Raw genomic sequence first — 25,882 nt, 5'->3', positions numbered from 1 at the left:
CAACCTGCTTGCCGCTCGTAACCTTCAGTTGTCCTTGTGCAACCGGCTCATCAACTGCGCTTCAGCCTGGGTCAACCCGCAGGACTGCGTCAGCTCATCCACCGTCGCGCCCATGCCCACCAGCTTCGCCGCCTGGGCGAATGAGAGGCTCGACGGGTCACGCTGCTCGAGCGCCGACAGCTTGTCCGGCAACGGCGCCAGCACCGCACGCAGTTCGTGCACTTCATCCCCCACACGCACCGCGCTTTGCTGGAAGTGGTCGACCCGCTTGGCCAGCTCCAGGATTCGCCGGTCGCGCGCAGCGTCGCGCTCGACCTGTCGAGCAGCCAATTCCCGTTGCTGGCGCACGTAGCGCAGCAGAAAGCCCAAAGTACCGGCCCACAGGATGGCCAGGACGATCACCGCTACCTCAAGGAACAATCAGATATTCTCCAGATCCTGCCATTCTTCTTCGCTCATCATCTTGTCCAGCTCAACCAGAATCAGCAGTTCGCCGTTCTTGTTGCAGACACCCTGGATGAACTTGGCCGATTCTTCGTTGCCGACGTTCGGCGCGGTCTCGACTTCAGATTGGCGCAGGTAAACCACTTCCGCCACGCTGTCGACCATAATCCCGACCACTTGCTTGTCGGCTTCGATGATCACGATGCGGGTGTTGTCGTTGACTTCGGTCGGCACCAGGCCAAAACGCTGGCGAGTGTCGATCACGGTCACCACGTTGCCGCGCAGGTTGATGATGCCCAGCACGTAGCTTGGGGCACCCGGCACCGGAGCGATTTCGGTGTAGCGCAGCACTTCCTGCACACGCATCACGTTGATGCCGTAGGACTCGTTGTCCAGCTTGAAGGTGACCCATTGCAGGATTGGATCATCCACCAGACCTTGTGCGGACACTGACTTGTTCATACTCCAGACCCCTTCAAATACCGTTGGTTACGGTGTGTGTTCTTGGGCAGCGCCGTAGCACTGCTGCTTGTTATCAAGTGCGTTTGTTGAGCGGCATGGCTTTTACCGCACCGCTGGCAATCAGCTCCGCCAGTTCGGCGACATCCAGCAACGCGCACATGTGTTCGATCACGGTGCCCGCCAGCCATGGCCGCTGGCCCCGGTGGCTGCGCCATTTGATTTCGTTCGGGTCCAGGCGCAATGAACGGCTGACCTGATGCACTGCCAGCCCCCACTCGTAGCCCTGGACCGAAATAACGTATTGCAGGCCCTGGCGGAAATCATCCCGATAGCGGTCGGGCATGACCCAACGCGCGGTGTCCAATACCTTCAAGTTGCCCTGCTGGCTCGGCAGGATCCCGAGGAACCATTCCGGCTGGCCAAACAACGGCGTCAACTCCTGGCCTTCCAGGGAGTAGATCGACCCCAGGCACACCAGCGGCACTGCCAGGGTCAGCCCGGCGACGTCGAACAGCAAGCATTCGAACGGTTCTGCGGCCCACACCGGGCGACCATCGCCCTGCACCGGCGGCGGGGTGATGCTCGGCGGGAGGTGAACCTCAACCACGGGCGCGATCACCACAGGCGTAACAGGCTCGGGCACAGCCACCGTTTCCGGAACGGCTAAGGGAACCACCAACGCATCACGGGCCTGCTCTTCCAGGACCGCCAGTTGAAACTCGTCCAGGGCCGCGGGTGTTGGCTCGATGACTTCATCGAGGATCAGAATCGGTTCCGGCATTTCCTCGGTCGCGTCCTGGAGCAAGGCGTCCAGGTAGGACTCCAGCGCCAGCTGCGGCCGGGTCTTGAAATCAACGGGACGGTTCATCTGTATGCCCACGCGCAAGCCCCACCAACCCTGTATTCAGAGGTTATCGGCCTGTAAGTGTCCGGACTTGAATCGAGAGCCGGTTTTGTCAGAAAAACCGCGGCGTCTGCATCGCTGGCAAGCCAGGCTCCTACAGGGCTGTTTATGATCATCACGCCACCTGCGCCACAAGTTGCTGGGACAACAGGTGCTTGAGCAACGCCCGATACGCCAGCACCCCACGGCTCTTGCCGTCGAACTGCGATGGCGTCAGCCCTGCCCGGCTCGCATCCCGCAGGCGCGTGTCCACCGGGATGTAGCCTTGCCAGATGGTGTCCGGATAAGCGTCGCGCAATACCCGCAGGGTGCCGAGGGAGGCCTGGGTACGGCGGTCAAACAGGGTCGGCACGATGCTGAACGGCAACGCCTGTTTGCGCGAGCGGTTGATCATTGCCAGTGTGCTGACCATGCGTTCCAGGCCTTTGACGGCCAGGTGCTCGGTCTGCACCGGGATCACCAGCTGTTGGCTGGCGGCCAGGGCGTTGACCATCAACACGCCGAGCAACGGCGGGCTGTCGATGATCGCGTAGTCGAAGTCCTGCCACAGCTGCGCCAGGGTCTTGGCGATCACCAGGCCCAGGCCGCTCTGCCCCGGCGACTGACGCTCAAGGGTGGCCAGGGCGGTACTGGACGGCAACAGCGAGATCTTTTCATTGCTGGTAGGCAGCAACAGTTGGCCCGGCAAATCGGTCGGCACGCTGCCCTTGTGCAGGAACAGGTCATAGCAACTGTGCTCCAGGGCATCCGGGTCGTAGCCGAAATAGCTGGTCATGGAGCCGTGGGGGTCCAGGTCGACCACGACCACACGCTTGCCGGCCTCTGCCAGCAAGCCGGCCAAGGCGATGGAAGTGGTGGTTTTACCGACACCACCCTTTTGATTGGCAACTGCCCAGACTCTCATTCTGATTGTTCCTCCCGGCAGGCACAGGCTCGACCGAGAAATTGCATGGGGTTATAGAGCCGGTGACGGAGAATTGACGGCACTCCCGCGAACCGGCGCCTTTACGGGCGCTGGTGCAGTTTGTGTGCCAGCCCGCTTCAAGGCGGCATCCGGTGTTGCATTGGCGGTGCCGGTACCGGTCAGGCTGCGGCGCACATCCAGGTTGCGCGACACCACCAACACCACCCGACGATTGCGCGCGCGGCCTTCCGCCGTGGCGTTATTGGCCACCGGCTGGAACTCGCCATACCCCACCGACGCCAGGCGCCCGGGGTTCACGCCCTGCATCGCCAGCATCCGCACAATACTCGCCGCGCGGGCCGAAGACAGCTCCCAGTTGGTCGGATATTGCGCCGTGCTGATCGGCAGGTTGTCGGTAAACCCTTCAACGTGTACCGGGTTCTCAAACGGCTTCAGGATCGCCGCCACCTTGTCGATGATGGTGAACGCCTGGTCGCTGGGCATCGCATCGGCGCTGGCGAACAGCAGGCTGGAATTCAGCTCGATTTCCACCCACAACTCATTGCCGCGCACGGTCATCTGGTTGGAGCTGATCAAGTCGCCAAAGGCTGCACTGATGTTATCGGCGATGCTTTTCAGCGGGTCACTGGTGCCACCGATGCCGGCGGCGGTTTCATCGCTGTCATTGACCAGCGGCTTGGCCGGGGTCACGGTCTTGGGGCGTTCTTCGCCGATGGGAATCGGCTTGAGGGCGCGGTCAGCGTCGTTGAACACGCCGATCAGCGCCTGGGAAATGACTTTGTACTTGCCTTCGTTGATTGAGGAAATGGAGTACATCACCACAAAAAACGCGAACAACAGCGTAATGAAGTCGGCGTAGGACACCAGCCAGCGTTCATGGTTGACGTGTTCTTCAGGCTCGCGGCGGCGACGGCTCACAACAAATACCTCCCATCAATCCATGAAGCCCTGGAGCTTCAATTCGATGGAGCGCGGGTTTTCACCCTCGGCAATCGAGAGGATGCCTTCGAGCAACATCTCGCGATAACGCGACTGGCGCATGGCGATCGACTTGAGCTTGCTAGCCACCGGCAACAACACCAGGTTGGCACTGGCCACGCCGTAGATGGTGGCGACGAACGCCACGGCGATCCCGCTGCCCAGTTGCGACGGATCGGCCAGGTTGCCCATCACGTGGATCAAGCCCATCACCGCACCGATGATGCCGATGGTCGGCGCATAGCCGCCCATGCTTTCAAAGACTTTGGCCGCGTTGATGTCGCGGCTTTCCTGGGTGTAGAAATCCACTTCCAGGATGCTGCGAATCGCTTCCGGCTCAGCGCCGTCCACCAGCAATTGCAGGCCTTTGCGTGCGTAGCTGTCGGGCTCGGCATCGGCCACGCCTTCCAGGCCCAGCAGGCCTTCCTTGCGCGCCGTGAGGCTCCAGTTGACCACGCGGTCGACGCCGCCCGGCAGGTCGACACGCGGCGGGAAAATAATCCAGATAAGGATCTGCATCGCGCGTTTGAACGAACTCATGGGCGACTGCAGCAAGGCTGCGCCCACCGTGCCGCCGATCACAATCAACGCTGCCGGGCCGTTGGCCAGGGCACCCAGATGGCCGCCTTCGAGGTAGTTGCCGCCGATAATCGCGACAAACGCCATGATGATGCCAATCAGGCTCAATACATCCATTACAGGCAGGCCTCCACCAGATGCTTGCCGATGTCGTCCAGGCTGTAGACGGCGTCGGCCAGGTCAGCTTTGACGATGGCCATGGGCATGCCATAGATCACGCAGCTGGCTTCATCCTGGGCCCAGATCGCGCTGCCGCCCTGCTTGAGCAGGCGCGCGCCTTCACGGCCGTCGGCGCCCATGCCGGTCAATACCACCGCCAGAACTTTGTCGCCGTAGGACTTGGCGGCGGAACCGAAGGTGATATCCACACACGGTTTGTAGTTCAGGCGCTCGTCACCCGGCAGGATTTTGATCGCACCACGACCATCGACCATCATCTGCTTGCCGCCAGGGGCCAGCAGCGCGAGGCCCGGGCGCAGGATGTCGCCATCCTCGGCTTCCTTGACGCTGATGCGGCACAACTTGTCCAGGCGCTCGGCGAAGGCCTTGGTGAACGCAGCCGGCATGTGCTGGATCAACACGATCGGCGCAGGAAAGTTGGCCGGCAGCTGGGTCAACACGCGCTGCAAGGCAACCGGGCCGCCGGTGGAGGTGCCGATGGCCACCAGCTTGTAGGCCTTGCGCTTGGGAGCAGGCGAATGCGCGGCGGGCGCAGCCGTACGCACAGGTGCTGCGGCCGGGCGCGCAACCGGCGCAGGCGCCGGGCGACCAAAGGTGCTCGGGGCTGCCGGTGGCGGTGTAACAGGTGCCGGCGCCGGTGCACTGAACAGGCTGCGTCGGTTACTGCGGGAGATGCTGTGCACCTTCTCGCAAAGCATCTGTTTGACCTTCTCGGGATTGCGCGAGATGTCTTCGAAATTCTTCGGCAGGAAGTCCACCGCGCCGGCGTCCAGCGCATCCAGGGTGACCCGGGCGCCTTCGTGGGTCAGCGAGGAGAACATCAACACCGGAGTCGGGCAGCGCTGCATGATGTGCCGCACCGCCGTGATGCCGTCCATCATCGGCATCTCGTAGTCCATGGTGATCACGTCTGGCTTGAGGGCCATGGCCTGATCGATCGCCTCTTTGCCGTTGGTGGCCGTGCCGACCACCTGGATATTGGAATCCGATGAAAGAATTTCCGAGACGCGGCGGCGGAAGAAACCTGAATCGTCCACCACCAGGACCTTGACTACCATAAACACTCCGTTAGGCCGGGCGAGGGACAACCGCCCTGCCCGGGCCGAATCAAATACGCCGTGCGGCGTAACGCTTGAGCATGCTCGGAACATCCAGAATCAGCGCGATCCGACCGTCACCGGTAATGGTCGCACCCGACATGCCCGGGGTTCCCTGCAGCATTTTGCCCAAAGGCTTGATGACCACTTCTTCCTGGCCCACCAGCTGATCGACCACAAAGCCGATACGCTGGGTGCCCACGGAAAGAATCACCACATGGCCTTCGCGCTGCTCTTCATGCTTGGCCGAAGCCACCAGCCAGCGCTTGAGGTAGAACAGTGGCAGCGCCTTGTCGCGCACGATCACCACTTCCTGGCCGTCCACCACGTTGGTGCGCGACAGGTCGAGGTGGAAGATTTCGTTGACGTTGACCAGCGGGAAGGCGAACGCCTGGTTGCCCAGCATCACCATCAGGGTCGGCATGATCGCCAGGGTCAACGGCACCTTGATGACGATCTTCGAGCCCTGGCCCTTGGTCGAGTAGATGTTGATCGAACCGTTGAGCTGGCTGATCTTGGTCTTCACCACGTCCATGCCCACGCCACGGCCCGACACGTCGGAAATCTCGGTCTTGGTGGAGAAGCCCGGGGCGAAGATCAGGTTGTAGCACTCGGTGTCGGTGAGGCGGTCGGCGGCGTCCTTGTCCATCACGCCACGCTTGACCGCAATGTTGCGCAGTATCGTGGGGTCCATGCCTTTGCCGTCGTCGGTGATCGACAGCAGGATATGGTCGCCTTCCTGTTCGGCCGCCAGGATCACTTTGCCCTGGCGGTTTTTGCCCGAGGCTTCGCGCTCTTCCGGCGTCTCGACACCGTGGTCGACCGCGTTGCGCACCAAGTGGACCAGCGGGTCGGCCAGGGCCTCGACAAGGTTTTTGTCGAGGTCGGTTTCTTCACCCACCAGTTCCAGGTTGATCTCTTTCTTGAGCTGGCGTGCCAGGTCGCGAACCAGGCGCGGGAAGCGGCCGAAGACTTTCTTGATCGGCTGCATCCGGGTCTTCATGACGGCGGTTTGCAGGTCGGCGGTGACCACGTCGAGGTTCGACACGGCCTTTTGCATGGCCTCATCGCCGCTGTTCAGGCCCAGTCGCACCAGGCGGTTACGCACCAGCACCAGTTCGCCGACCATGTTCATGATGTCGTCCAGGCGCGCGGTATCAACCCGCACGGTGGTTTCGGCTTCACTGGCCGGTTGCTTGTCTGCGGCCGGAGCAGCAGCGGCACGCGCGGGTGCCGGGGCCGGTGCAGGTTTGGCAGCCACTGGTGCAGCGGCCTTGGCGGCCACCGGGGCTGGCGTTGTCACCGCAGCGGCAGCTGTAGCAGCCGGTGCAGCAGCGCCGACCACTTCGGTGAACTTGCCCTTGCCGTGCAGTTCATCCAGCAGGGCTTCGAATTCGTGATCGGAGATCAGTCCATCGGCAGCCGGTGCAGCGGCTGCAGTAGCAGCAGGTGCTGCAGGTGCGGCGGCGGTTGCGGCGACTTCCGGCAGTGCATCGGCAGCAAACGAGCCTTTGCCATGCAACTGGTCCAGCAGCGCTTCAAATTCGTCGTCGGTGATTTCGTTGCTGGCAGGCGCCGCGGCTTCCGTAGGCGCTGGCGCTGCGGCCACCGCGTCCGGGGCAAACTGACCCTTGCCGTGCAACTGGTCGAGCAACGACTCGAACTCGGCGTCAGTGATGTCTTCAGTGGTTGGCACCATGGCCGGCGCATTGGCCGCCGGAGCCTCGGCTTCGGCCTTGACGGCGTTCAGCGAGTCCAGCAGTTGTTCAAATTCGCTGTCGGTCACGTCGCCCGCAGGCTCGGCGACAGGCTCAGCCACCGCTTCGACCACCGGCGCGTTGGCCGCAGGTTCCGCCAGGCGCGCCAGGGCGGCCAGCAGTTCCGGAGTGGCGGCCGTGATCGGTGCACGTTCGCGCACTTCACTGAACATGCCGTTGACCGCGTCCAGCGCTTCCAGGATCACGTCCATCAGTTCCGAGTCGACGTGTCGCTCACCCTTGCGCAGGATGTCGAACACGTTCTCGGCGATGTGACAGCACTCCACCAGCTCGTGGAGCTGGAGGAAGCCGGCGCCCCCTTTTACAGTGTGAAAACCGCGAAAAATTGCATTGAGCAGGTTCGCATCATCCGGTCGGCTTTCCAGCTCGACCAGTTGTTCGGACAGTTGCTCTAAAATTTCGCCGGCCTCTACAAGGAAATCCTGAAGGATTTCTTCATCGGCGCCGAAGCTCATGGGTGTGCTCCTTAGAAGCCTAAACTGGACAGCAAATCGTCTACGTCGTCTTGCCCGGATACAACGTCTTCACGTTTATCGGCATGAATCTGCGGACCTTCACCCTTGGCGAGGTGTTTTTGTGGATCTTTTTCAGAAAGGATCGCTTCGCGGTCATGTTCGATGCCGGCAAACCGGTCGACCTGGCCCGCCATCAACACCAGTTTGAGCAGGTTGCTTTCCACCTCGGTGACCAGTTGGGTCACGCGCTTGATCACCTGACCGGTGAGGTCCTGGTAGTCCTGGGCCAGCAGAATGTCATTCAGGTTGCTGGAAACCGTGCGGTTTTCCTGCTCGCTGCGGGACAAAAAGCCCTCGACCCGACGCGCCAGTTCACGAAACTCTTCAGCGCCCACTTCCCGACGCATGAACCGGCCCCAGTCAGTGCTCAGGGCCTTGGCTTCACTGGCCATACCGTTGACCAGAGGCGTGGCGTTTTCCACCAGGTCCATGGTGCGGTTGGCCGCCGCCTCAGTCAGCCTGACCACATAGGACAGGCGTTCGGTGGCATCCGTGATCTGCGAGATTTCTTCGGCCTGGGGCATGTGCGGGTCAATCTGAAAATTGACAATCGCACTGTGCAACTCACGCGTGAGCTTGCCCACTTCCTGGTACAGGCCGCGGTCACGGGTCTGGTTGAGCTCATGGATTAACTGCACCGCGTCACCGAACTGGCCTTTTTCAAGGCTTTCGACAAGTTGGTGAGCATGTTTTTTCAGGGTCGACTCAAAGTCGGCCTGCGATGATTCTTTATGCTCCATAGCTCCCCCGTGGCAGCATCAATGACCGATGCGTTCGAAGATCTTTTCGATCTTCTCTTTCAAGGCCAGTGCAGTGAATGGCTTGACCACGTAGCCGTTAACCCCGGCTTGGGCGGCTTCGATGATCTGTTCACGCTTGGCTTCAGCGGTCACCATCAGCACAGGCAGGCTGCGCAGTTTTTCATCAGCGCGCACGTGGCGCAGCAGATCGATACCGGTCATGCCCGGCATGTTCCAGTCTGTTACCAGAAAGTCGATGCTCCCGCTGTTGAGGATCGGAATCGCCGTAATGCCGTCATCCGCCTCGACCGTGTTAGTGAACCCAAGGTCACGCAACAGGTTTTTTATGATCCGCCGCATCGTTGAGAAGTCATCAACGATGAGGATTTTCATGTTCTTGTCCAATTCGACCTCCAAGCAGTCTTAAACGCGCCCAGCACCTGGGCGCGCCATATCAATCAACAGGCGTTACACAAAAAGGACTACCGGGGGCGCACCACGGGCCAAGCCCGTCCGGGCGCAGAGCCCGGACGGTATCGTTCGCAGTGTCCCCACACTGCCTGTCAGCGCGCTCGCCACTCTCCCAAACGCCCCCGCAAGCGGGCCGCGCACTGGCTGTGTAACTGGCTGACCCGCGATTCGCTGACCCCCAGGACCTCACCGATTTCCTTGAGGTTCAGCTCTTCGTCGTAGTACAGCGCCAACACCAGTCGCTCACGCTCCGGCAAATTGGCAATCGCGTCCGCCAGCGCACGCTGGAAGCGTTCATCTTCCAGATCGCGTGACGGTTCGAGATGAGCACTCGCGCCGTCCTCGTGCAGCCCTTCATGTTCGCCGTCCTGCAAAAGGTCGTCGAAACTGAACAGGCGGCTGCCCAAGGTATCGTTCAAAATCCCGTAATAATCGTCGAGACTCAATTGGAGTTCGGCCGCAACTTCGTGATCTTTAGCGTCGCGACCGGTTTTTGCTTCAATTGAGCGAATTGCGTCACTCACCATCCGCGTGTTGCGGTGTACCGAACGCGGCGCCCAATCACCTTTACGCACTTCATCGAGCATGGCCCCACGGATACGAATCCCCGCGTAGGTCTCGAAACTCGCGCCTTTGCTCGCGTCGTACTTGGTCGACACTTCGAGGAGGCCGATCATCCCCGCCTGGATCAAGTCTTCGACCTGGACACTGGCAGGCAAGCGCGCCAGCAAGTGATAGGCAATGCGCTTGACCAGGGGCGCATAGCGCTCGATCAATTCGACCTGACTGTCACGTGCCGACTTCTTGTAAAGGTTGTAGCCGCTGGCTGTCATAGCACCGGTCCTGCGCTCGTCTGATGCACCAATCGCTCGACGAAAAACTCCAGATGCCCCCGAGGATTGGCGGGCAACGGCCAGGTATCGACCTTCTGGGCAATAGCCTTGAACGCCAATGCGCACTTCGAACGAGGGAACGCTTCATAGACCGCACGCTGCTTTTGCACGGCCTTGCGTACGCACTCGTCGTAAGGAACTGCGCCAACGTATTGTAAGGCGACATCGAGGAAGCGATCTGTGACCTTGGTCAACTTGGCGAACAGATTCCGCCCTTCCTGCGGGCTTTGGGCCATGTTGGCCAGCACGCGGAAGCGGTTCATGCCGTAGTCGCGGTTGAGCAGTTTGATCAGGGCGTAGGCGTCGGTGATCGAGGTGGGTTCATCGCACACCACCAGCAATACTTCCTGGGCTGCGCGCACGAAGCTGACCACGGATTCGCCGATCCCGGCGGCGGTGTCGATCACCAGCACGTCGAGGTTGTCGCCGATGTCACTGAACGCCTGAATCAGGCCGGCATGCTGCGCCGGGCTCAGGTGCACCATGCTCTGGGTGCCGGAAGCGGCCGGCACGATGCGAATCCCGCCGGGGCCTTGCAACAGTACGTCGCGCAGCTCACAGCGGCCTTCGATCACATCGGCCAGGGTATGTTTGGGCGTCAGTCCCAGCAGAACGTCGACGTTCGCCAGGCCCAGGTCAGCATCCAGCAGCATGACGCGACGGCCAAGCTCTGCCAGAGCCAGGGACAAATTCACTGACACGTTAGTTTTCCCGACGCCACCTTTGCCGCCGGTCACCGCGATCACCTGTACGGGATGCATGCTGCCCATTTTATTTCTTTACCTTGTCTTGCTTAGACGCAGGCTACATAAGTTGGCCGCGGGAACTGCTGGCAGGCCATCGATGTAGATACTTTGCAATGTGTTCATATTGCCTCAGCCGACTCGCTTGTTCGGGCTGTGGTAGAGGTCAGCAAACATGTCAGCCATCGCTTCCTCACTCGGTTCTTCCTGCATTTGCACGCTGACAGCCCGGCTGACCAACTGATGACGGCGCGGCAGATGCAAATCATCCGGGATCCGCGGCCCGTCGGTCAGGTAGGCGACCGGTAACTCATGACTGATGGCCAGGCTCAATACTTCGCCCAGGCTTGCCGTTTCATCCAGTTTAGTCAGGATGCAGCCCGCCAGCCCACAGCGCTTGTAGCTGTGGTAGGCGGCCGTCAATACCTGCTTCTGGCTGGTAGTGGCAAGTACCAAATAGTTTCTGGATTTGATCCCGCGCCCGGCCAGGCTTTCCAGCTGCATACGCAGGGCCGGGTCACTGGCTTGCAGGCCGGCGGTGTCGATCAGCACCACGCGCTTGCGCAGCAGCGGGTCGAGGGCGTTGGCCAGGGACTGGCCCGGGTCGACGTGGGTCACCGGCACATTGAGGATGCGGCCCAGGGTCTTGAGTTGCTCCTGGGCGCCAATGCGGTAGCTGTCCATGCTCACCAGCGCGATGTTCTGCGCGCCGTACTTGAGCACATAACGTGCGGCCAGCTTGGCGAGGGTGGTGGTCTTGCCCATGCCGGCAGGGCCGACCATGGCAATCACGCCGCCTTCTTCCAGGGGTTCGATTTCCGGGGTGACGATCATCCGCGCCAAGTGGGCCAGGAGCATGCGCCAGGCCTGGCGAGGTTCTTCAATTTGGGTGGTCAGTTGCAGCAGGTCGCGGGACAACGGGCCGGACAGGCCGATGCGTTGCAGGCGACGCCACAGGTTGGCCTGTTGTGGCTGGCTGCCCTGCAACTGGTTCCAGGCCAGGGAGCCCAACTGCACTTCCAGCAGTTCACGCAGGCCGTTGAGTTCGAAACGCATCGAGTCGAACACCCGCTGGTCTACCGCTGCCGCCGGGGCGGGCGCAGCAGGACGCGGCGGTTCAACAAAAGTCGGCTCTACCAGAGGCTCGGACGCCGTCAGCGGCAACCCGGCAAACAGCTGGCGATTGGTGGATGCGTCGCTGTCGCCACGCATGCTCAGTTCAGCCTGGGCCGAGACAATGCGCGAAGCGGTCTTGCGCAGCTCGTCTTCCAGTTCCATGTTCGGCACACGCGGCGCCAGGGCCGAGGGCTTGTAATCCAGGGCAGCCGTCAGCTCCACACCGCCGGCAATACGACGGTTACCGATAATCGCAGCGTCGGCGCCCAACTCATCACGTACCAGTTTCATGGCCTGACGCATATCGGCGGCGAAAAAACGCTTCACTTGCATATCCCACTACCTCAGCCGTTGGGCCCTACTGTCGCGACGATAGTCACTTGCTTATTGTCAGGAATTTCCTGGTAAGCCAATACATGCAAATTCGGTATAGCCAGGCGTCCAAACCGCGACAACATCGCCCGGACGGGGCCAGCCACCAGCAGGATCACCGGATGGCCTTCCATTTCCTGGCGCTGCGCGGCCTCAATCAACGAACGCTGCAGCTTCTCAGCCATGCTTGGCTCCAGCAACACGCCTTCATCAGCGCCCTGCCCAGCCTTCTGAATACTATTGAGCAATATTTGTTCCAACCTTGGTTCCAAGGTGATCACAGGCAGCTCAGAGTCAAGCCCTACAATGCTTTGGACGATTGCACGCGACAATCCGACGCGCACTGCGGCCACCAAGGCGGCAGTATCTTGACTCTTGGCGGCATTGTTGGCGATAGCTTCGGCAATGCTGCGAATATCCCGCACCGGCACCTGTTCGGCCAACAGCGCCTGCAGCACCTTGAGCAGTTGCGAGGTAGACAGCACGCCCGGCACCAGTTCTTCGGCCAGCTTTGGCGAGGCCTTGGCCAGCAATTGCAAGAGTTGCTGGACTTCTTCGTGGCCGATCAGCTCGTGGGAATGCTTGTACAGAATCTGGTTAAGGTGGGTCGCGACCACCGTGCTGGCGTCGACCACGGTGTAGCCCAACGACTGCGCCTGGCTGCGCTGGCTGATTTCGATCCACACAGCTTCCAGCCCAAAAGCCGGATCTTTGGCGGTAATCCCGTTGAGGCTGCCGAACACCTGGCCCGGGTTGATCGCCAGTTCGCGGTCCGGGTAGATCTCGGCTTCGGCCAGGATCACCCCCATCAGGGTCAAGCGGTAGGCGCTGGGCGCCAGGTCGAGGTTGTCGCGGATGTGCACAGTAGGCATCAAGAAGCCCAGGTCCTGGGACAGCTTCTTGCGCACACCCTTGATCCGCGCCAGCAACTGCCCGCCCTGGTTGCGATCCACCAGGGGAATCAGGCGATAGCCGACTTCCAGGCCGATCATGTCGATCGGGGTCACGTCGTCCCAGCCCAACTCCTTGGTTTCAAGGGCCCGGGCCGGCGATGGCAGCAGTTCCTGCTGACGCGCCACTTCCTGCTGGGCAATCACCTTGATGTTGTTTTGCTTTTTCCAGAACAGGTAGGCACCACCGGCGGCCATGGCAGCCATGCTCAGGAACGAGACGTGAGGCATGCCCGGCACAATACCCATGATGGCCATGATGCCCGCCGCCACGGCCAGCGCCTTGGGCGAGGCAAACATCTGCCGGCTGATCTGCTTGCCCATGTCTTCGGAGCCCGAAGCACGGGTCACCATGATCGCCGCCGCTGTAGATAACAACAGTGATGGCAATTGCGCCACTAAACCGTCACCGATGGTCAGCAAGGCGTAAACCTTGCCGGCGTCGCCGAAGGTCATGCCGTGCTGGAAGATGCCGACCGCCATGCCGCCGATCAGGTTGATAAACAGAATCAACAGGCCGGCGATGGCGTCGCCGCGCACGAATTTGCTGGCACCGTCCATGGAACCGTAGAACTCGGCTTCCTGGGCGACTTCAAGACGACGGGATTTAGCCTGGTTCTGATCGATGAGGCCAGCGTTGAGGTCGGCGTCGATGGCCATCTGCTTGCCGGGCATCGCGTCGAGGGTGAAACGCGCGCTCACCTCGGAAATCCGCCCGGCACCCTTGGTCACTACCACGAAGTTGATGATCATCAAGATCGCAAAAACCACGATACCGACTACGTAGTTACCACCGATCACCACCTCACCGAAGGCCTGGATCACCTTGCCTGCGGCGGCGTGGCCGTCCTGGCCGTGGAGCATCACCACTCGGGTGGAGGCCACGTTAAGCGCCAGCCGCAGCAGCGTGGCGATCAGCAGAATCGTCGGAAACACCGCAAAATCCAGCGGCCGCAGGGCGTACACACACACCAGCAGCACGACCACGGACAGCGCAATGTTGAAAGTGAAGAACACGTCCAGCAGGAACGGCGGCATCGGCAACATCATCATTGCCAGCATCACCAGCAACAACAACGGCACACCCAGATTGCCTCGCGAGAGGTCAGTCAGGGTGCCACGGGCCGTGCTGAGCATTTGAGAGCGATCCACCGGTATTCCTCGTTTCCTTGAAGCAAACTTTTGACGCCGGGAGGCGTCCTGAAGGCGGTATTGCAAGAAGCCTTCCAACTTTTGCTTGAGGGAGCAGATCGGTCTCACGGACAGCGAAGGGCTAGCGCCGTACACACATCACCTGTGGCGAGGGAGCTTGCTCCCGTTGGGCTGCGCAGCAGCCCCAGAACGGCTTACGCGTTTTGCCTGAATAACCGCGATAGCTTTATTGGGGGCGCTTCGCGCCCCAGCGGGAGCAAGCTCCCTCGCCACACAAGCTCGTTTACGGGAGATGGCGAAACGTCCGACAGGGATTTAGGGTTGCTGGTGGGAAGAAAAAGGCGCTATCGAAGATAGCCATTCCCCCTCCCACAACGCCCCCCGTCGAAGACCTGCTGGTCAACCTCACCGAAACACTGGCTTCGGCCCATGCCCTGACCTGCGACTTTGCCTGTGAACTGGAAGGATCGCGGCGGGAAGGCGCGCTGGGGATTGCGCAGTTGATTGAGATGGGTCGGTTGCTGGCTGATCGGGTGCTGGATGACATAGCGCCCTTGCCTGCGACTTAAACGTTGCCATAGGCAATTGCGGGAACACTCAGGAGATTTTTTTGCCTGGACGGACGCCATCGCGGGCAAGCCCGGCTCCCACAGTTGACCAAGTTGGCCGGGAGAATGCGATCAAAATGTGGGAGCCGGGCTTGCCCGCGATGAGGCCAGGAGAGGCGCTACAACACTCAGGAATCCCGACGCAAATCCGGCGGAATCGGCAGGTCTTTGAGCGGATCCGGCCGCTTGCCCTTGCCCGCCCGGTACTGGCGGATCTGATACACGTACGCCAACACCTGAGCCACCGCCAGGTACAGCCCGGCCGGAATCTCTTGGTCCAGGTCGGTGGAGTAGAAGATCGACCGCGCCAACTCCGGCGACTCCAGCAGCAGAATGTCATTGGCCACGGCAATCTCACGGATTTTCAACGCGGTGAAATCACTGCCCTTGGCCAGCAGCATCGGCGCCCCACCCTTCTCCGGGTCGTACTTGAGCGCCACGGCATAGTGAGTCGGGTTGGTGATGACCACGTCGGCGTCGGGAACGGCAGCCATCATCTTGCGCTGGGACATCTCGCGCTGCAGCTGACGAATCCGCTGTTTGACCTCGGGCCGGCCTTCCTGGTCCTTGTGCTCGTCGCGCACTTCCTGCTTGGTCATCAGCAGTTTCTTGTGGCTTTCCCACAGCTGGATCGGCGCATCCACCGCGGCAATGATGATCAACCCGCAGGCCATCCACAGCGAACTCCAGCCCACCACTTGCACACTGTGGATGATCGCCAGTTCGATCGGCTCGTGGGCGATGCGCAGCAGGTCGTCGATGTCGGACGACAACACCGTCAACGCCACAAACAGGATCAGGATGAACTTGGCCAAGGCCTTGAGCAGTTCCACCAGGGCCTTGGTGGAAAACATCCGCTTGAGCCCGGGCCCCGGGTTCATCCGGCTGAACTTGGGCGCCATGCTGCCGGCGGCAAACAGCCAGCCGCCGAGGGAAATCGGGCCGATCAGTGCGGCCAGCAGCAAGGTAATCAGGATCGGTTGCACCGCAAGGATCGCGATCTTTCCGGAGTGCAGCAGGTACAGGCCCATGGCGCCCGGGCTGAGCAGCACCTCACGGGGCAGGGAGAAATTCAGGCGCATCAACTCCATCAGGTCCAGGGCCAGGCCACCGCCGTAGATCAGCAGGCCACCGGAGCCGGCGAGCATGATCGCCAGGGTGTTGAGCTCTTTGGAACGGGCAATCTCGCCCTTTTCCCGGGAGTCCTTTTTACGTTTCTCCGTGGGGTCTTCTGTTTTGTCCTGGCCACTCTCGCTCTCGGCCATGGCTTACCGCGCCCGCGCCAAGTCACGTAAGAACTGCAGGGCGTCAGTCGCCAGCGGTTGATACTGATTGAGAATGTCAGCCATGCCGACCCAGAAAATCCCCATGCCCAGCACCAGGGTCAGCGGAAAACCGATGGAGAAGATGTTCAACTGCGGCGCCGCCCGGGTCATCACGCCAAAGGCGATATTGACCACCAGCAGCGCGGTGATCGCCGGCAATACCAGCAGCAACGAGGCACCGAGCACCCAGCTCAAGCGCCCCACCAGTTCCCAGAAGTGATTGACCACCAACCCGCTGCCCACCGGCAAGGTGGTAAAGCTCTCGGTCATGACCTCGAACACCACCAGATGGCCGTTCATGGCCAGGAACAGCAAGGTCACCAGCATCGTCAGGAACTGCCCGATCACCGCCACCGACACGCCGTTGGTAGGGTCGACCATGGACGCGAAGCCCATGCCCATCTGGATCGAGATGATTTGCCCGGCGATCACAAAGGCCTGGAAGAACAGCGTCAGGGAGAAACCCAGCAAGGCACCGATGATGATTTGCTCGGCGATCAACATCATCGCACTGAGGTCCAGGGCATTCACCGGCGGCATCGGCGGCAAGCCCGGCACGATAACCACGGTAATCGCCACCGCGAAATACAGGCGGATGCGGCGTGGTACCAGGGTGGTACCGAACACCGGCATGGTCATCAGCACCGCCGTGACCCGGAACAACGGCAGAATGAACGAGGCCACCCAGGTGCTGATCTGGGTGTCGGTCAACGCCAACATCGAATTCACGGGGTCAGCCGATCAACTGCGGAATACTGCCGTACAGCTGCAGGATGTATTCCATGAAGGTTTGCACCAGCCACGGGCCGGCAACGATCAGGGTGATCAGCATTACCAGCAGGCGCGGCAGAAAGCTCAGGGTCTGTTCGTTGATCTGGGTCGCAGCCTGGAACATCGCCACCAGCAGGCCCACCAACAGGCTCGGCACTACCAGCACAGCGACCATCATGGTGGTCAGCCACAGGGCTTCACGAAACAGGTCGACCGCTACTTCTGGCGTCATCGTCTACACCCCACCGAAACTGCCGGCCAGGGTGCCGATAATCAGCGCCCACCCGTCCACCAACACAAACAGCATGATCTTGAACGGCAACGAAATGATCAGCGGCGACAGCATCATCATACCCATGGCCATCAGCACACTCGCCACAACGAGGTCGATGATCAGGAACGGAATGAAGATCATGAAGCCAATCTGGAACGCAGTCTTCAGCTCCGAGGTCACGAACGCCGGCACCAGGATGGTCAGCGGCGCCATGTCGGGACTGGCGATGTCGGTACGCTTGGACAGCCGCACGAACAACTCAAGGTCGCTGGAACGGGTCTGCGACAGCATGAAATCCTTGATCGGGCCCTGGGCCTTGTCGATCGCATCCTGGGCGGTCATTTTCTCCGCCAGATAGGGTTGCAGGGCTTGCTGGTTCACCTTGTCGAACACCGGCGCCATGATGAACAGCGTCAGGAACAGCGCCATGCCGGTCAGGATCTGGTTCGACGGCGTCTGTTGCAGGCCGAGGGCCTGGCGCAGGATCGAGAACACGATGATGATCCGGGTGAAACTGGTCATCAGCATCACGAACGCGGGGATGAAGCTCAGCGCGGTCATGATCAGCAGGATCTGCAGGCTGACCGAATACTCCTGCGCGCCCGCCGCGTTGGTGCCCAGGGTAATCGCCGGGATCGACAACGGGTCTGCCGCGTACGCCAGCGGCGCTGCCAGCAACAGCATGAGCGTCAATAAAACGCGCATTACTTCTTATCCTTCTGATCCTTGCCCAGCAACTCCATGAGGCGCTGGGCGAATTCCGGCGTGGCCGCTTGGGTCTGGGCCACTTCCACAGGCTGCTTGAGCACGTGCAACGGGGTGATACGGCCGGGGGTGATGCCCAGCAGAATCTGCTCTTCGCCCACCTGCACCAGCACCAGCCGGTCCCGCGGGCCAAGGGCACGCGAACCCACCAGCTCAATCACCTGGGCATTGCCCGGACCGATGCGCTGTACACGGCGCAACACCCAGGCGAGCACGAAGATCAGCCCCACCACCAACAACAAGCCCAACACCAACTGGGTCAGTTGCCCGCCAACGCCACTGCCGAGCGCCGGTGCGGCCGCCTGGGCGACCGGTTCTGCTGCCATTACGCTCAAGGGCAGCGTCGATAACAGTCCTACCAATGAGCGCTTCATATCAACGCAACTTCTTGATGCGTTCACTTGGACTGATCACGTCGGTCAGGCGGATGCCGAACTTCTCGTTGACCACCACCACTTCGCCATGGGCGATCAGCGTGCCGTTGACCAGCACGTCCAGCGGCTCACCGGCCAGACGATCCAGCTCGATCACCGAACCCTGGTTGAGTTGCAGCAGGTTGCGGATGTTGATTTCGGTGCTGCCGACTTCCATGGAGATCGACACCGGGATGTCGAGGATCACGTCCAGGTTCGGACCGTCCAGGGTCACCGGCTCGTTGTTCTTCGGCACGCTGCCAAACTCTTCCATGGGAAGGCGGTTGCCCACCGGTGCGGTGGCCGCATCAGCTGCCAGCAGCGCGTCGATATCGTCCTGGCCGACATCGCCGGTTTCCTCCAGGGCAGCCGCCCACTCGTCAGCCAGGGCCTGGTCTTCGGCGGAAGTGTTTTCGTGTTCGGTAGCCATTACATGTCCTCGGCGGAGCAGAAATTAATGTGGATCAGCGGCGGTTGATCGGTTCAATCACTTGCAACGCGAGGTTGCCTTTGTGAGAACCCAGCTTGACCTTGAACGACGGCACGCCGTTGGCGCGCATGATCAGTTCTTCCGGCAGCTCGACGGGAATCACATCCCCCGGCTGCATGTGCAAAATATCCCGCAACCGCAACTGGCGACGGGCCACGGTGGCGCTCAGGGGTACGTCGACGTCCAGCAAGTCTTCGCGCAGGGCCTTGACCCAGCGTTCGTCCTGGTCGTCGAGGTCGGACTGGAAGCCGGCATCGAGCATTTCGCGCACCGGCTCGATCATCGAGTACGGCATGGTCACGTGCAGGTCGCCGCCACCGCCATCGAGTTCGATGTGGAAGGTGGAGACCACAATGGCTTCGCTGGGGCCGACGATGTTGGCCATGGCCGGGTTCACTTCCGAGTTGATGTACTCGAAATTGACTTCCATGATCGCCTGCCAGGCTTCCTTCAAGTCGATGAAGGCCTGCTCCAGCACCATGCGCACCACGCGCAATTCAGTCGGGGTAAATTCACGGCCTTCGATCTTGGCGTGACGGCCGTCACCGCCGAAGAAGTTGTCCACCAGCTTGAACACCAGCTTGGCGTCGAGGATGAACAACGCGGTGCCGCGCAGAGGCTTGATCTTCACCAGGTTGAGGCTGGTGGGCACGTACAGCGAGTGCACGTATTCACCGAACTTCATCACCTGCACGCCGCCCACCGCCACGTCCGCCGAGCGGCGCAGCATGTTGAACATGCTGATGCGGGTGTAACGGGCGAAACGCTCGTTGATCATCTCCAGGGTCGGCATGCGTCCACGGACGATGCGATCCTGGCTGGTCAGGTCGTAGCTTTTGACGCTGCCGGGCTCGGCAGCCATTTCGGTCTGTACCAGACCATCGTCGACGCCGTGGAGCAGCGCATCGATTTCATCCTGGGACAGCAGGTCCTGCACGGCCATGTCGTGATCCTACTGCAATACAAAATTAGTGAAGAGCACCTGCTCGATCACCGGTTTGCCGACTTCCTTCTGGGCCACTTCCTGCACGCTGGCAGTGACCTTCTGGCGCAGCATTTCCTGGCCCACCGGGGTGGCGAGGGTGTCGAAGGGCTGGGCGGAAAACAGCATCACCAGGTTGTTGCGGATCACTGGCATGTGCACCTTGAGGGCATCCAGGTCTGCCTGGTTACGCGCCAGCAGGGTAATGCTCACCTGCAGGTAGCGTTGACGGCCGTTCTGATTGAAGTTGGCGACAAACGCCGGAAGCATCGGCTCGAAGATTGCCGGTTGCTTGACGTTAGGGTTGACCTCGGCCGTCGCGGCCGGTTTGCTCTGGGCGCTGTGCATGAAGTACCAGGTAGCCCCCACGGACAGGCCGATCGCCAGGAACAAGGCCAGGACAATCAGCAGGATAAGCTTAAGCTTGCCCTTGCCTGCGGGTGGTGTTGCTACGTCGTCGCTCTTCGCCATGCCAATAATCCGTCACTATTCAGGGATTCATAGTTCTGGGGAAAGGCAAGAGCAAGTGTTATGCCAGAGTTGTCAGTTCAGATGGGAAGAGTACGGCTCTCTCACTCACAACCCCGATCAACTGTGGGAGCTGGCTTGCCTGCGATGAGGCCCTGCCAGCCGATATCTTGGTTGCTGACCCACCGCTATCGCAGGCAAGCCAGCTCCCACATGACCTGATTCCAACTGGAAAAAGGGCCGCTTCTCAGATCAGGCGTAGTAGTCCACGGCACTGGAACCAATGATGGACTGCACCACCGGCGCGGCAACCTCTGCCACCTCACCGATACCGCCACCATTAACCCCATCACCCCGCCCGCCGCTGCCACTGACGCCGCGTGCCTGGCTCTGCTGTTGTTGATCCTGACCCTGCTGACCCTGCCAGCCCCGGGATTGGTCAGACACGTTGACGTCGACCTGGCCCATGCCCTGCTGGGCAAACATCTCCCGCAGACGGCCCGACTGGCTTTCCAACGCGTCACGAACCACCGCGTGGCCGCTCATGAAGGTGACCTGCGCCTGTTGGTCAGCGGACATTTTCACGCTGATGTCCAGGCGGCCCAGTTCAGCGGGTTGCAGCTGGATCTCTGCCGATTTGAGGTTGGCGCTGGACAAGTACATGACCCGGTTCACCACCTCGTCGGTCCAACCGCTCTGGTGCATGGCCAGTGGTGCGTTGGCGACCGGCGGTAGGGCATTTGCAGTTTTCGGCGTGGCGGCCTGGGTCAGTGCAGCGAGGCGATTGGCGAAATCGTCGACACGGGTGTCGCTGCGGGCGTCTTTCAGGTCCTTGAGGCCGCCATCGATCTGGCCGGTGAAGGCTTTGTCGCCGCCCTGGTCGGTGCTGTCCTTGGACGCTTGCTGGTCGACCATACTGGCCAGGCCAGTGGCGAAGTTTTGCGCGGCAGTTGGCTGATCCTGGGTCGGGGCCGGCGTGCCTTTGGCTGGGGTTTGGCTGCTGGCAGATACGTGTCCGCCCTGCTCCATGGCCAGGCGCACGGCGGGCATGGCGTCCAGTGGATCGGCTTCTGGGTCGAAGGCGGGCTTGGCGTCGTCGGTGGCGGCCACGGGTGGCGCTACCACTGGCTGGGCCTTGTCGTCTTTCGCGACAGCCGGTGCCGGTGTTTCGACGGGCGCTGGCGTTGCCGGGACGGGAACGGGGACTACCGCGACCATCAGCGCCGGGTCGACGGCGGGGTCGACCGGGGGTTGCTGGGCCAGGGCGGGGTCATCTGCCGGGGCCGTGTCGTCGGTCTTGGCGGTGGTGTCCGGGGTGTCGGGCTTGGCCGGCGGGGTGGCAGGCAAAGTCTTGCCGTTATCGGCAACCGATGGAGTGCCGGCGGCAGGCTTGTCGTTGTTGGCGGCGGGCTTGGTGCTGGCGTCCGCAGGCTTGTCGCGGGTCGACTTGGTGGTGGTGTCGGTGGGTTTTGCCGTGGGCGCGGGGGCCTGTTTGGCGAACACCTGAGCGAAGCCCGGGGCCTTGTCCCGCGGGTCCGCAGCCACTGCCGGTGGATTGGCAGCGGGCGCTTGAGGCTTGGCCGCGGGGGCCGCCTGAAGAAGCGAATTCGGGGTGATTGCCATAGCTAAGAGTCTCCGCCGCACAGGGGTCGAGGGTGCGGTTACAGGAGGTATAGCAAGAGTTGGGCCAGGTTTTGGTTTTGGGTGTATATCCGTTATTTGGGTGATGGCTTCTATTGGTTCCGCTCTTACAGCGGGTCACTTTGGAAAAGCCCCAAAGTAACCAAAGGGCTCTTGCCCCACCACTCGGCTCCTCGCCTAGGCTCGGAGTGCCCTCACTCCGGCTTTGGACCGTGGGCCGCCGTCATGGGCCATCCCTGGCCCAGGACGGCTAACCTGGCGTCCTGCCAGGTTACCCACGCTCCAAAGCCTGCGTTCGGCCAGCGTGGTTTAACGGGGCGCCTAAGATCAAGATCAAAAGCAGATCAAGGGCACAGCGGCCTCCCGGCCGGCTTGAGTGTTGAAGAGCAAAAGCCAAATCAAAAGCTAAAGCGAGCACGGTCAAATGTGGGAGCTGGCTTGCCTGCGATGGCATCAACTGGGCCTACCTGATGCACCGAGTTGTCTGCATCGCAGGCAAGCCAGCTCCCACAGAAAAGCAGAGCTGCATCAGCTTCAGATTTGGCTTTCGCTCTGGATCTTGCCTTTGCTTTTAACACTCAAGCCGGCCGGGAGGCCGCTGTGCTTTTGCTTTTGATCTTGATCTTGATCTGACTGCCCCAATAAGCCCGAGGCCGAACGCAGGTATTGCGGAGCGGGTAAACCGGCAGGACGCCGGTTTAGCCGCGCCGGGCCATGGATGGCCCGTCGCGGCGGCCCGCGGAGCAATGCCGGAGTGAGGGAACGCCGAGCCACAGCGAGGCGCCGACAGGCGGGGCAGAGCCCTTTGCTTACTTTGGGGCTTTTCCAAAGTGAGCCGCTGTAAGAGCGGAACCATAGGCGGCCGTTACCTAAATAACGGATATACACACCACCTCAGAGCCAAAACGTCAGAGCTGAAAGCGCTCCCGCTCATGCTCATACAACGGCCGCACCAGCGCGAATTCATGGTCAATCTCATCCACCAGTCGCCCCAAATCCGTAAAAGCGTGCTTCGCGGACGTATCCTCGAGCAACTGACAAAGCTCAGCCAACCGCACCGCCCCAAGGTTACCGCTGCTCCCCTTAAAGCTATGGGCAATCCGCCCAAGGGCTTTCGCGTCATCCCGGGCCCGGCGCAGCGCCTCTACCCGCTTCTGCGAATCATCGAGAAAAGTGTCGAGCAGCTTCGGATACTCACCCTCCATGACCTCCTGCAAGCCAGTCAGCACATCGGGGTCCAGATGAATCTCTGCCACTTGTTCGCTCCTTGATCAAGAATCGGCGGATTATGCCAGAGCCTTCCATGAAAACTCCACGCACGCACACCGCCCTCCGTCAGACCAGCCTACATCGCTGCTCAACTGCCGCACCAGGCTCAACCCCCGACCAGACAGACGGTCAACATCCAGCGGCCTGGCCAGCACCTTCTCCACATCAAACCCCGACCCACTGTCCTCGATCCGCAAGGTCAGGCACCCACCCTCCCCGATCGGCACCACATTCAGATGCACCCGCACATACCCACTGCTCAACCGCGCCAGCCGCTCATTACGCTCGCGGTAATACGCCGCAAACCCCTGGGCATCACGCTTGAGCCGCGAATCCAACCCCAGCACCCCATGCTCCAGAGCGTTGGAATACAACTCCGCCATCACGCTATACAACGCCCCGCTTTGCTCACGCAGGCCATGAACCTCCAACAGCAACTGCAACAAATACGGCAACGGGTTGTAGGACTTGAGCGTCTCGGCCCGAAACTCAAAACTCACCGACCAATCCAGCGGCGACGACTGGCCGCTGTCGGAATACACCATCGACGGCGAACGCAACGCCTCCCCCGCCTGCAGGCTGATCTCCACCATGCTGACGTCATCACGCACTTCGCCGCGAAAAGCCGCCAGGGCCTGCTCGATCTCCTCGAATAACCGGTCCGGCTCGCGGTTGGCCGCAAAAACCTGCTGCAAACGCTCGGCGCCAAACAACTGCTCCTGGGCATCCGCAGTATCCAGCACACCATCCGACAGCAAGAACACCCGGTCGCCCAGCGCCATCGGCCAGACTTCAGTGCGGTCATCAAACGCCTCGGCCGTCAGCACGCCCAATGGCAAATGCCGCGACACCAGCGGCGTGCGCTTGCCAGTGGCGATGTCATGCACATAGCCCTCGGGCATGCCGCCGTTCCACACTTCCACCACCCGGCGCTGGGCGCTGAGGCACAGCAAGGTGGCGCAGCAGAACATGTCCACCGGCAGGATGCGCTTGAGCTTGGCGTTCATCTCCCGCAGGGTCTGCGCCAGGCCGTAGCCCTTGGCCGTCATGCCGTAGAACACTTCCGCCAGCGGCATCGCGCCGACCGCCGCCGGCAAACCATGACCGGTAAAGTCCCCCAGCAGCACATGCATATCGCCCGACGGCGTGTAGGCAGCCAGCAACAAGTCACCGTTGAACAACGCATAAGGCGATTGCACGTAGCGAATATTTGGCGCGGCGTTGATGCAGCCGGAATGCGCGACTTTGTCGAACACCGCCTTGGCCACGCGCTGCTCCTGCAGCAGGTAGTCGTGGTGCCGGGCGATCAGGTCGCGCTGCTGCAACACCGTGGCCTGCAAGCGACGCAGGCGGTCCATGGCGTTGATTTTGGCCGCCAGAATCACTTGGTTATAGGGCTTGGCCAGGAAGTCGTCGCCGCCGGCATCCAGGCACTGGGCCAGGGCTTCACTCTCGCGCAGGGAGGTGAGGAAGATAATCGGCACCAGCGCCTCCCCCGCCAGTTGCTTGATTTGCCGGGCCGCCTCGAAGCCGTCCATGACCGGCATCAGTGCGTCCATCAGCACCAACTGCGGCCGCTCGCGGGTAAACACGTCGACGGCTTCCTGGCCGTTGCTGGCGGTCAGTACCTGGTGGCCCTGACGGCGCACGATGCTCGACAGCAACAGCAGGTCGGCGGCGCTGTCTTCGGCGATCAATACCGTCAGCGCCTCGAGGACCGGGGCCAGGACGCTCAAGTGAGGTCGAACAGTTTGTCGAAGTTGGAGATGGCGAGGATCTTGCGCACGTCGGAGTTGCTGTTGACCACCTGCACTTCGGCATCGTCGCCGCCGGCATGGTCCCGCAGCAGCAGGAGCATGCCCAGGGCCGAGCTGTCCATGTAGGTGGTTTCCTTCAAGTCCACCACGTAGATCTCGGGCACCTTGTAGAACTTTTCGTAGGCATCACGAAAAGCCTGGTGACTACCGAAATCGAATCGGCCCTTGACGGTGATCGTCGCTTTCTTCCCATCCAGGGACACTTCTGATTCGACTGACATTCGACTGCTTCCTTGTCATTGGCAATGTGCAACAAGGTTTAGCAGGTGATGGGGAAGTGGGCAACTCCATGTGGGACGGGTGGCGTGCTCAATAGGGGTTTTGGCGGGGCAGACGCTGGGACAGTTCATCGAGCAACTTCTGCTCGCGCTTGTCTTCCAGCGCGCGGGCTTCGTCGATGTAGCGTTGCACCAGCTTGCGCAGGCCTTCGACCCGGGCGTAGGCCTGTTGCCAGCTGTCGCGGGCCTTGTCGACATTGGCCTGGTGCCAGGCCAGGCTCTGGCGCTGCTGGCCGACGGCGGTTTCCAACTGGTTGAGAAAGCCCTGGTAGCCCATCAGCCATTGGCCGGAGACGCCTTTGCTGCCGCGCTCGATCCACTGCTGCTGGTACTCGCCGCGAAAGCGTTCCAAATCCCCCAGCTTGCTTTCCGCCAGGCGAACCTGGCCCTGGAAGTAACCCAGGCGCTGGACGGCGGTCTTTTCAGCTTTTTCGGCCATGTCCACCACCGGGGCAAGGCGTGCGGCGCGGGTATTGGCCATG

General features: G+C 61.3%; 28 protein-coding genes. 1 reads left to right on the top strand and 27 read right to left on the bottom strand.

All coding sequences use genetic code 11. The annotated features are described in order from the left end of the window. Positions 1-24: 24 nt before the first annotated feature. From BLU46_RS25245 to flhA, 14 genes are all read right to left on the bottom strand, one after another. Complete coding sequence (locus BLU46_RS25245) at positions 25-420, bottom strand: DUF2802 domain-containing protein (RefSeq protein ID WP_017477477.1); 396 nt, start codon at positions 418-420, stop codon at positions 25-27. Beyond that, positions 421-906, bottom strand: coding sequence for a chemotaxis protein CheW (locus tag BLU46_RS25240; RefSeq protein WP_003210641.1), 486 nt, complete (start codon positions 904-906; stop codon positions 421-423). Between the two features lie 73 nt (positions 907-979). Further along, complete coding sequence (locus tag BLU46_RS25235) at positions 980-1,774, bottom strand: chemotaxis protein CheW (protein WP_093207501.1); 795 nt, start codon at positions 1,772-1,774, stop codon at positions 980-982. A 151-nt stretch (positions 1,775-1,925) separates the two neighbouring features. Continuing rightward, the gene (locus tag BLU46_RS25230; RefSeq protein WP_093207498.1) at positions 1,926-2,714 is read right to left on the bottom strand and encodes a ParA family protein; all 789 of its coding nucleotides are present in this window, start codon (positions 2,712-2,714) and stop codon (positions 1,926-1,928) included. Between the two features lie 51 nt (positions 2,715-2,765). Beyond that, complete coding sequence (gene motD / locus BLU46_RS25225; RefSeq protein ID WP_003210644.1) at positions 2,766-3,653, bottom strand: flagellar motor protein MotD; 888 nt, start codon at positions 3,651-3,653, stop codon at positions 2,766-2,768. A gap of 15 nt (positions 3,654-3,668) precedes the next feature. Then, on the bottom strand, positions 3,669-4,409 hold the full coding sequence (locus BLU46_RS25220; protein ID WP_017477474.1) for a flagellar motor protein: 741 nt from the start codon (positions 4,407-4,409) through the stop codon (positions 3,669-3,671). Next, the gene (locus BLU46_RS25215; protein WP_093207495.1) at positions 4,409-5,530 is read right to left on the bottom strand and encodes a protein-glutamate methylesterase/protein-glutamine glutaminase; all 1,122 of its coding nucleotides are present in this window, start codon (positions 5,528-5,530) and stop codon (positions 4,409-4,411) included. Before BLU46_RS25215 ends, BLU46_RS25220 begins: the two co-directional genes overlap by 1 nt. Positions 5,531-5,579: 49 nt before the next feature. Next, positions 5,580-7,802 (bottom strand): chemotaxis protein CheA, encoded by a 2,223-nt coding sequence (locus BLU46_RS25210; RefSeq protein ID WP_093207492.1) that lies wholly within the window; start codon positions 7,800-7,802, stop codon positions 5,580-5,582. A gap of 11 nt (positions 7,803-7,813) precedes the next feature. Next, complete coding sequence (locus BLU46_RS25205) at positions 7,814-8,602, bottom strand: protein phosphatase CheZ (RefSeq protein WP_063028114.1); 789 nt, start codon at positions 8,600-8,602, stop codon at positions 7,814-7,816. Positions 8,603-8,620: 18 nt separating this feature from the next. Continuing rightward, complete coding sequence (locus tag BLU46_RS25200) at positions 8,621-8,995, bottom strand: chemotaxis response regulator CheY (RefSeq protein WP_005790040.1); 375 nt, start codon at positions 8,993-8,995, stop codon at positions 8,621-8,623. Between the two features lie 170 nt (positions 8,996-9,165). Continuing rightward, positions 9,166-9,906, bottom strand: a complete 741-nt coding sequence (fliA, locus tag BLU46_RS25195; protein ID WP_003214541.1) for an RNA polymerase sigma factor FliA — start codon at positions 9,904-9,906, stop codon at positions 9,166-9,168. Further along, positions 9,903-10,736, bottom strand: a complete 834-nt coding sequence (fleN, locus tag BLU46_RS25190; protein ID WP_003192912.1) for a flagellar synthesis regulator FleN — start codon at positions 10,734-10,736, stop codon at positions 9,903-9,905. The genes fliA and fleN overlap by 4 nt, the downstream gene beginning before the upstream one ends. A 105-nt stretch (positions 10,737-10,841) precedes the next feature. Further along, positions 10,842-12,158: a flagellar biosynthesis protein FlhF gene (gene flhF / locus BLU46_RS25185; RefSeq protein ID WP_017477470.1), complete on the bottom strand. Its 1,317-nt coding sequence runs from the start codon at positions 12,156-12,158 to the stop codon at positions 10,842-10,844. An 11-nt stretch (positions 12,159-12,169) separates the two neighbouring features. After that, positions 12,170-14,284 carry a flagellar biosynthesis protein FlhA gene (flhA, locus tag BLU46_RS25180; protein WP_207198184.1) on the bottom strand — a complete coding sequence of 705 codons (2,115 nt, stop codon included), beginning with the start codon at positions 14,282-14,284 and terminating at the stop codon, positions 12,170-12,172. 368 nt (positions 14,285-14,652) lie between these two features. Here flhA and BLU46_RS33280 point away from each other — a divergent pair, with 368 nt between their 5' ends. Beyond that, positions 14,653-14,868: a DUF6124 family protein gene (locus BLU46_RS33280; RefSeq protein ID WP_093210192.1), complete on the top strand. Its 216-nt coding sequence runs from the start codon at positions 14,653-14,655 to the stop codon at positions 14,866-14,868. A gap of 167 nt (positions 14,869-15,035) precedes the next feature. Here BLU46_RS33280 and flhB read toward each other — a convergent pair whose 3' ends face one another. From flhB to fliJ, 13 genes are all read right to left on the bottom strand, one after another. Further along, positions 15,036-16,172, bottom strand: coding sequence for a flagellar biosynthesis protein FlhB (gene flhB, locus BLU46_RS25170; protein ID WP_093207489.1), 1,137 nt, complete (start codon positions 16,170-16,172; stop codon positions 15,036-15,038). A 3-nt stretch (positions 16,173-16,175) separates the two neighbouring features. After that, a complete protein-coding gene (gene fliR / locus BLU46_RS25165; RefSeq protein WP_003214551.1) occupies positions 16,176-16,952 on the bottom strand; it encodes a flagellar biosynthetic protein FliR in 777 nt (258 codons plus the stop codon). Between the two features lie 13 nt (positions 16,953-16,965). Then, complete coding sequence (gene fliQ / locus BLU46_RS25160) at positions 16,966-17,235, bottom strand: flagellar biosynthesis protein FliQ (RefSeq protein WP_003214552.1); 270 nt, start codon at positions 17,233-17,235, stop codon at positions 16,966-16,968. A 3-nt stretch (positions 17,236-17,238) separates the two neighbouring features. Then, positions 17,239-17,982, bottom strand: a complete 744-nt coding sequence (fliP, locus tag BLU46_RS25155; protein ID WP_003214554.1) for a flagellar type III secretion system pore protein FliP — start codon at positions 17,980-17,982, stop codon at positions 17,239-17,241. Then, positions 17,982-18,416: a flagellar biosynthetic protein FliO gene (fliO, locus tag BLU46_RS25150; RefSeq protein ID WP_076015157.1), complete on the bottom strand. Its 435-nt coding sequence runs from the start codon at positions 18,414-18,416 to the stop codon at positions 17,982-17,984. The genes fliP and fliO overlap by 1 nt, the downstream gene beginning before the upstream one ends. A 1-nt stretch (position 18,417) precedes the next feature. After that, the gene (gene fliN, locus BLU46_RS25145) at positions 18,418-18,885 is read right to left on the bottom strand and encodes a flagellar motor switch protein FliN (protein WP_063028102.1); all 468 of its coding nucleotides are present in this window, start codon (positions 18,883-18,885) and stop codon (positions 18,418-18,420) included. 34 nt (positions 18,886-18,919) lie between these two features. Beyond that, a complete protein-coding gene (gene fliM, locus BLU46_RS25140; RefSeq protein ID WP_010166091.1) occupies positions 18,920-19,888 on the bottom strand; it encodes a flagellar motor switch protein FliM in 969 nt (322 codons plus the stop codon). 9 nt (positions 19,889-19,897) lie between these two features. Further along, on the bottom strand, positions 19,898-20,398 hold the full coding sequence (gene fliL / locus BLU46_RS25135) for a flagellar basal body-associated protein FliL (protein ID WP_017477463.1): 501 nt from the start codon (positions 20,396-20,398) through the stop codon (positions 19,898-19,900). Between the two features lie 249 nt (positions 20,399-20,647). Beyond that, the gene (locus BLU46_RS25130) at positions 20,648-22,018 is read right to left on the bottom strand and encodes a flagellar hook-length control protein FliK (protein WP_093207486.1); all 1,371 of its coding nucleotides are present in this window, start codon (positions 22,016-22,018) and stop codon (positions 20,648-20,650) included. Between the two features lie 926 nt (positions 22,019-22,944). Beyond that, positions 22,945-23,292, bottom strand: a complete 348-nt coding sequence (locus tag BLU46_RS25115) for an Hpt domain-containing protein (RefSeq protein ID WP_020480190.1) — start codon at positions 23,290-23,292, stop codon at positions 22,945-22,947. 30 nt (positions 23,293-23,322) lie between these two features. Next, a complete protein-coding gene (locus BLU46_RS25110; RefSeq protein WP_093207482.1) occupies positions 23,323-25,041 on the bottom strand; it encodes a fused response regulator/phosphatase in 1,719 nt (572 codons plus the stop codon). Continuing rightward, complete coding sequence (locus BLU46_RS25105) at positions 25,038-25,343, bottom strand: STAS domain-containing protein (RefSeq protein WP_063028096.1); 306 nt, start codon at positions 25,341-25,343, stop codon at positions 25,038-25,040. Before BLU46_RS25105 ends, BLU46_RS25110 begins: the two co-directional genes overlap by 4 nt. 88 nt (positions 25,344-25,431) lie before the next feature. Further along, entirely contained in the window at positions 25,432-25,881 is a 450-nt protein-coding gene (gene fliJ, locus BLU46_RS25100; protein WP_008434833.1) for a flagellar export protein FliJ, read from the bottom strand. Position 25,882: the final 1 nt, after the last annotated feature.

The organism is Pseudomonas yamanorum (assembly GCF_900105735.1).
Lineage (GTDB): Bacteria > Pseudomonadota > Gammaproteobacteria > Pseudomonadales > Pseudomonadaceae > Aquipseudomonas > Aquipseudomonas yamanorum.
Note: the sequence above shows the minus strand (reverse complement) of the source record. Positions and strands in the feature narration are given on the sequence as shown.

What these genes read in the sequence shown, in the direction of transcription:
- BLU46_RS25235 (WP_093207501.1), bottom strand. Translation starts at nt 1,774, where the DNA reads ATGAACCGTCCCGTTGATTTCAAGACCCGGCCGCAGCTGGCGCTGGAG.
- BLU46_RS25220 (WP_017477474.1), bottom strand. Translation starts at nt 4,409, where the DNA reads ATGGATGTATTGAGCCTGATTGGCATCATCATGGCGTTTGTCGCGATT.
- fliO (WP_076015157.1), bottom strand. Translation starts at nt 18,416, where the DNA reads ATGAAGCGCTCATTGGTAGGACTGTTATCGACGCTGCCCTTGAGCGTA.
- fliQ (WP_003214552.1), bottom strand. Translation starts at nt 17,235, where the DNA reads ATGACGCCAGAAGTAGCGGTCGACCTGTTTCGTGAAGCCCTGTGGCTG.
- flhB (WP_093207489.1), bottom strand. Translation starts at nt 16,172, where the DNA reads ATGGCCGAGAGCGAGAGTGGCCAGGACAAAACAGAAGACCCCACGGAG.
- BLU46_RS25105 (WP_063028096.1), bottom strand. Translation starts at nt 25,343, where the DNA reads ATGTCAGTCGAATCAGAAGTGTCCCTGGATGGGAAGAAAGCGACGATC.
- fliN (WP_063028102.1), bottom strand. Translation starts at nt 18,885, where the DNA reads ATGGCTACCGAACACGAAAACACTTCCGCCGAAGACCAGGCCCTGGCT.
- fliA (WP_003214541.1), bottom strand. Translation starts at nt 9,906, where the DNA reads ATGACAGCCAGCGGCTACAACCTTTACAAGAAGTCGGCACGTGACAGT.
- fliR (WP_003214551.1), bottom strand. Translation starts at nt 16,952, where the DNA reads ATGTTGGCGTTGACCGACACCCAGATCAGCACCTGGGTGGCCTCGTTC.
- BLU46_RS25240 (WP_003210641.1), bottom strand. Translation starts at nt 906, where the DNA reads ATGAACAAGTCAGTGTCCGCACAAGGTCTGGTGGATGATCCAATCCTG.
- BLU46_RS25230 (WP_093207498.1), bottom strand. Translation starts at nt 2,714, where the DNA reads ATGAGAGTCTGGGCAGTTGCCAATCAAAAGGGTGGTGTCGGTAAAACC.
- fleN (WP_003192912.1), bottom strand. Translation starts at nt 10,736, where the DNA reads ATGGGCAGCATGCATCCCGTACAGGTGATCGCGGTGACCGGCGGCAAA.
- BLU46_RS25215 (WP_093207495.1), bottom strand. Translation starts at nt 5,530, where the DNA reads ATGGTAGTCAAGGTCCTGGTGGTGGACGATTCAGGTTTCTTCCGCCGC.
- BLU46_RS25205 (WP_063028114.1), bottom strand. Translation starts at nt 8,602, where the DNA reads ATGGAGCATAAAGAATCATCGCAGGCCGACTTTGAGTCGACCCTGAAA.
- BLU46_RS25210 (WP_093207492.1), bottom strand. Translation starts at nt 7,802, where the DNA reads ATGAGCTTCGGCGCCGATGAAGAAATCCTTCAGGATTTCCTTGTAGAG.
- fliL (WP_017477463.1), bottom strand. Translation starts at nt 20,398, where the DNA reads ATGGCGAAGAGCGACGACGTAGCAACACCACCCGCAGGCAAGGGCAAG.
- BLU46_RS25130 (WP_093207486.1), bottom strand. Translation starts at nt 22,018, where the DNA reads ATGGCAATCACCCCGAATTCGCTTCTTCAGGCGGCCCCCGCGGCCAAG.
- fliJ (WP_008434833.1), bottom strand. Translation starts at nt 25,881, where the DNA reads ATGGCCAATACCCGCGCCGCACGCCTTGCCCCGGTGGTGGACATGGCC.
- fliM (WP_010166091.1), bottom strand. Translation starts at nt 19,888, where the DNA reads ATGGCCGTGCAGGACCTGCTGTCCCAGGATGAAATCGATGCGCTGCTC.
- BLU46_RS25200 (WP_005790040.1), bottom strand. Translation starts at nt 8,995, where the DNA reads ATGAAAATCCTCATCGTTGATGACTTCTCAACGATGCGGCGGATCATA.
- fliP (WP_003214554.1), bottom strand. Translation starts at nt 17,982, where the DNA reads ATGCGCGTTTTATTGACGCTCATGCTGTTGCTGGCAGCGCCGCTGGCG.
- flhA (WP_207198184.1), bottom strand. Translation starts at nt 14,284, where the DNA reads ATGCTCAGCACGGCCCGTGGCACCCTGACTGACCTCTCGCGAGGCAAT.
- flhF (WP_017477470.1), bottom strand. Translation starts at nt 12,158, where the DNA reads ATGCAAGTGAAGCGTTTTTTCGCCGCCGATATGCGTCAGGCCATGAAA.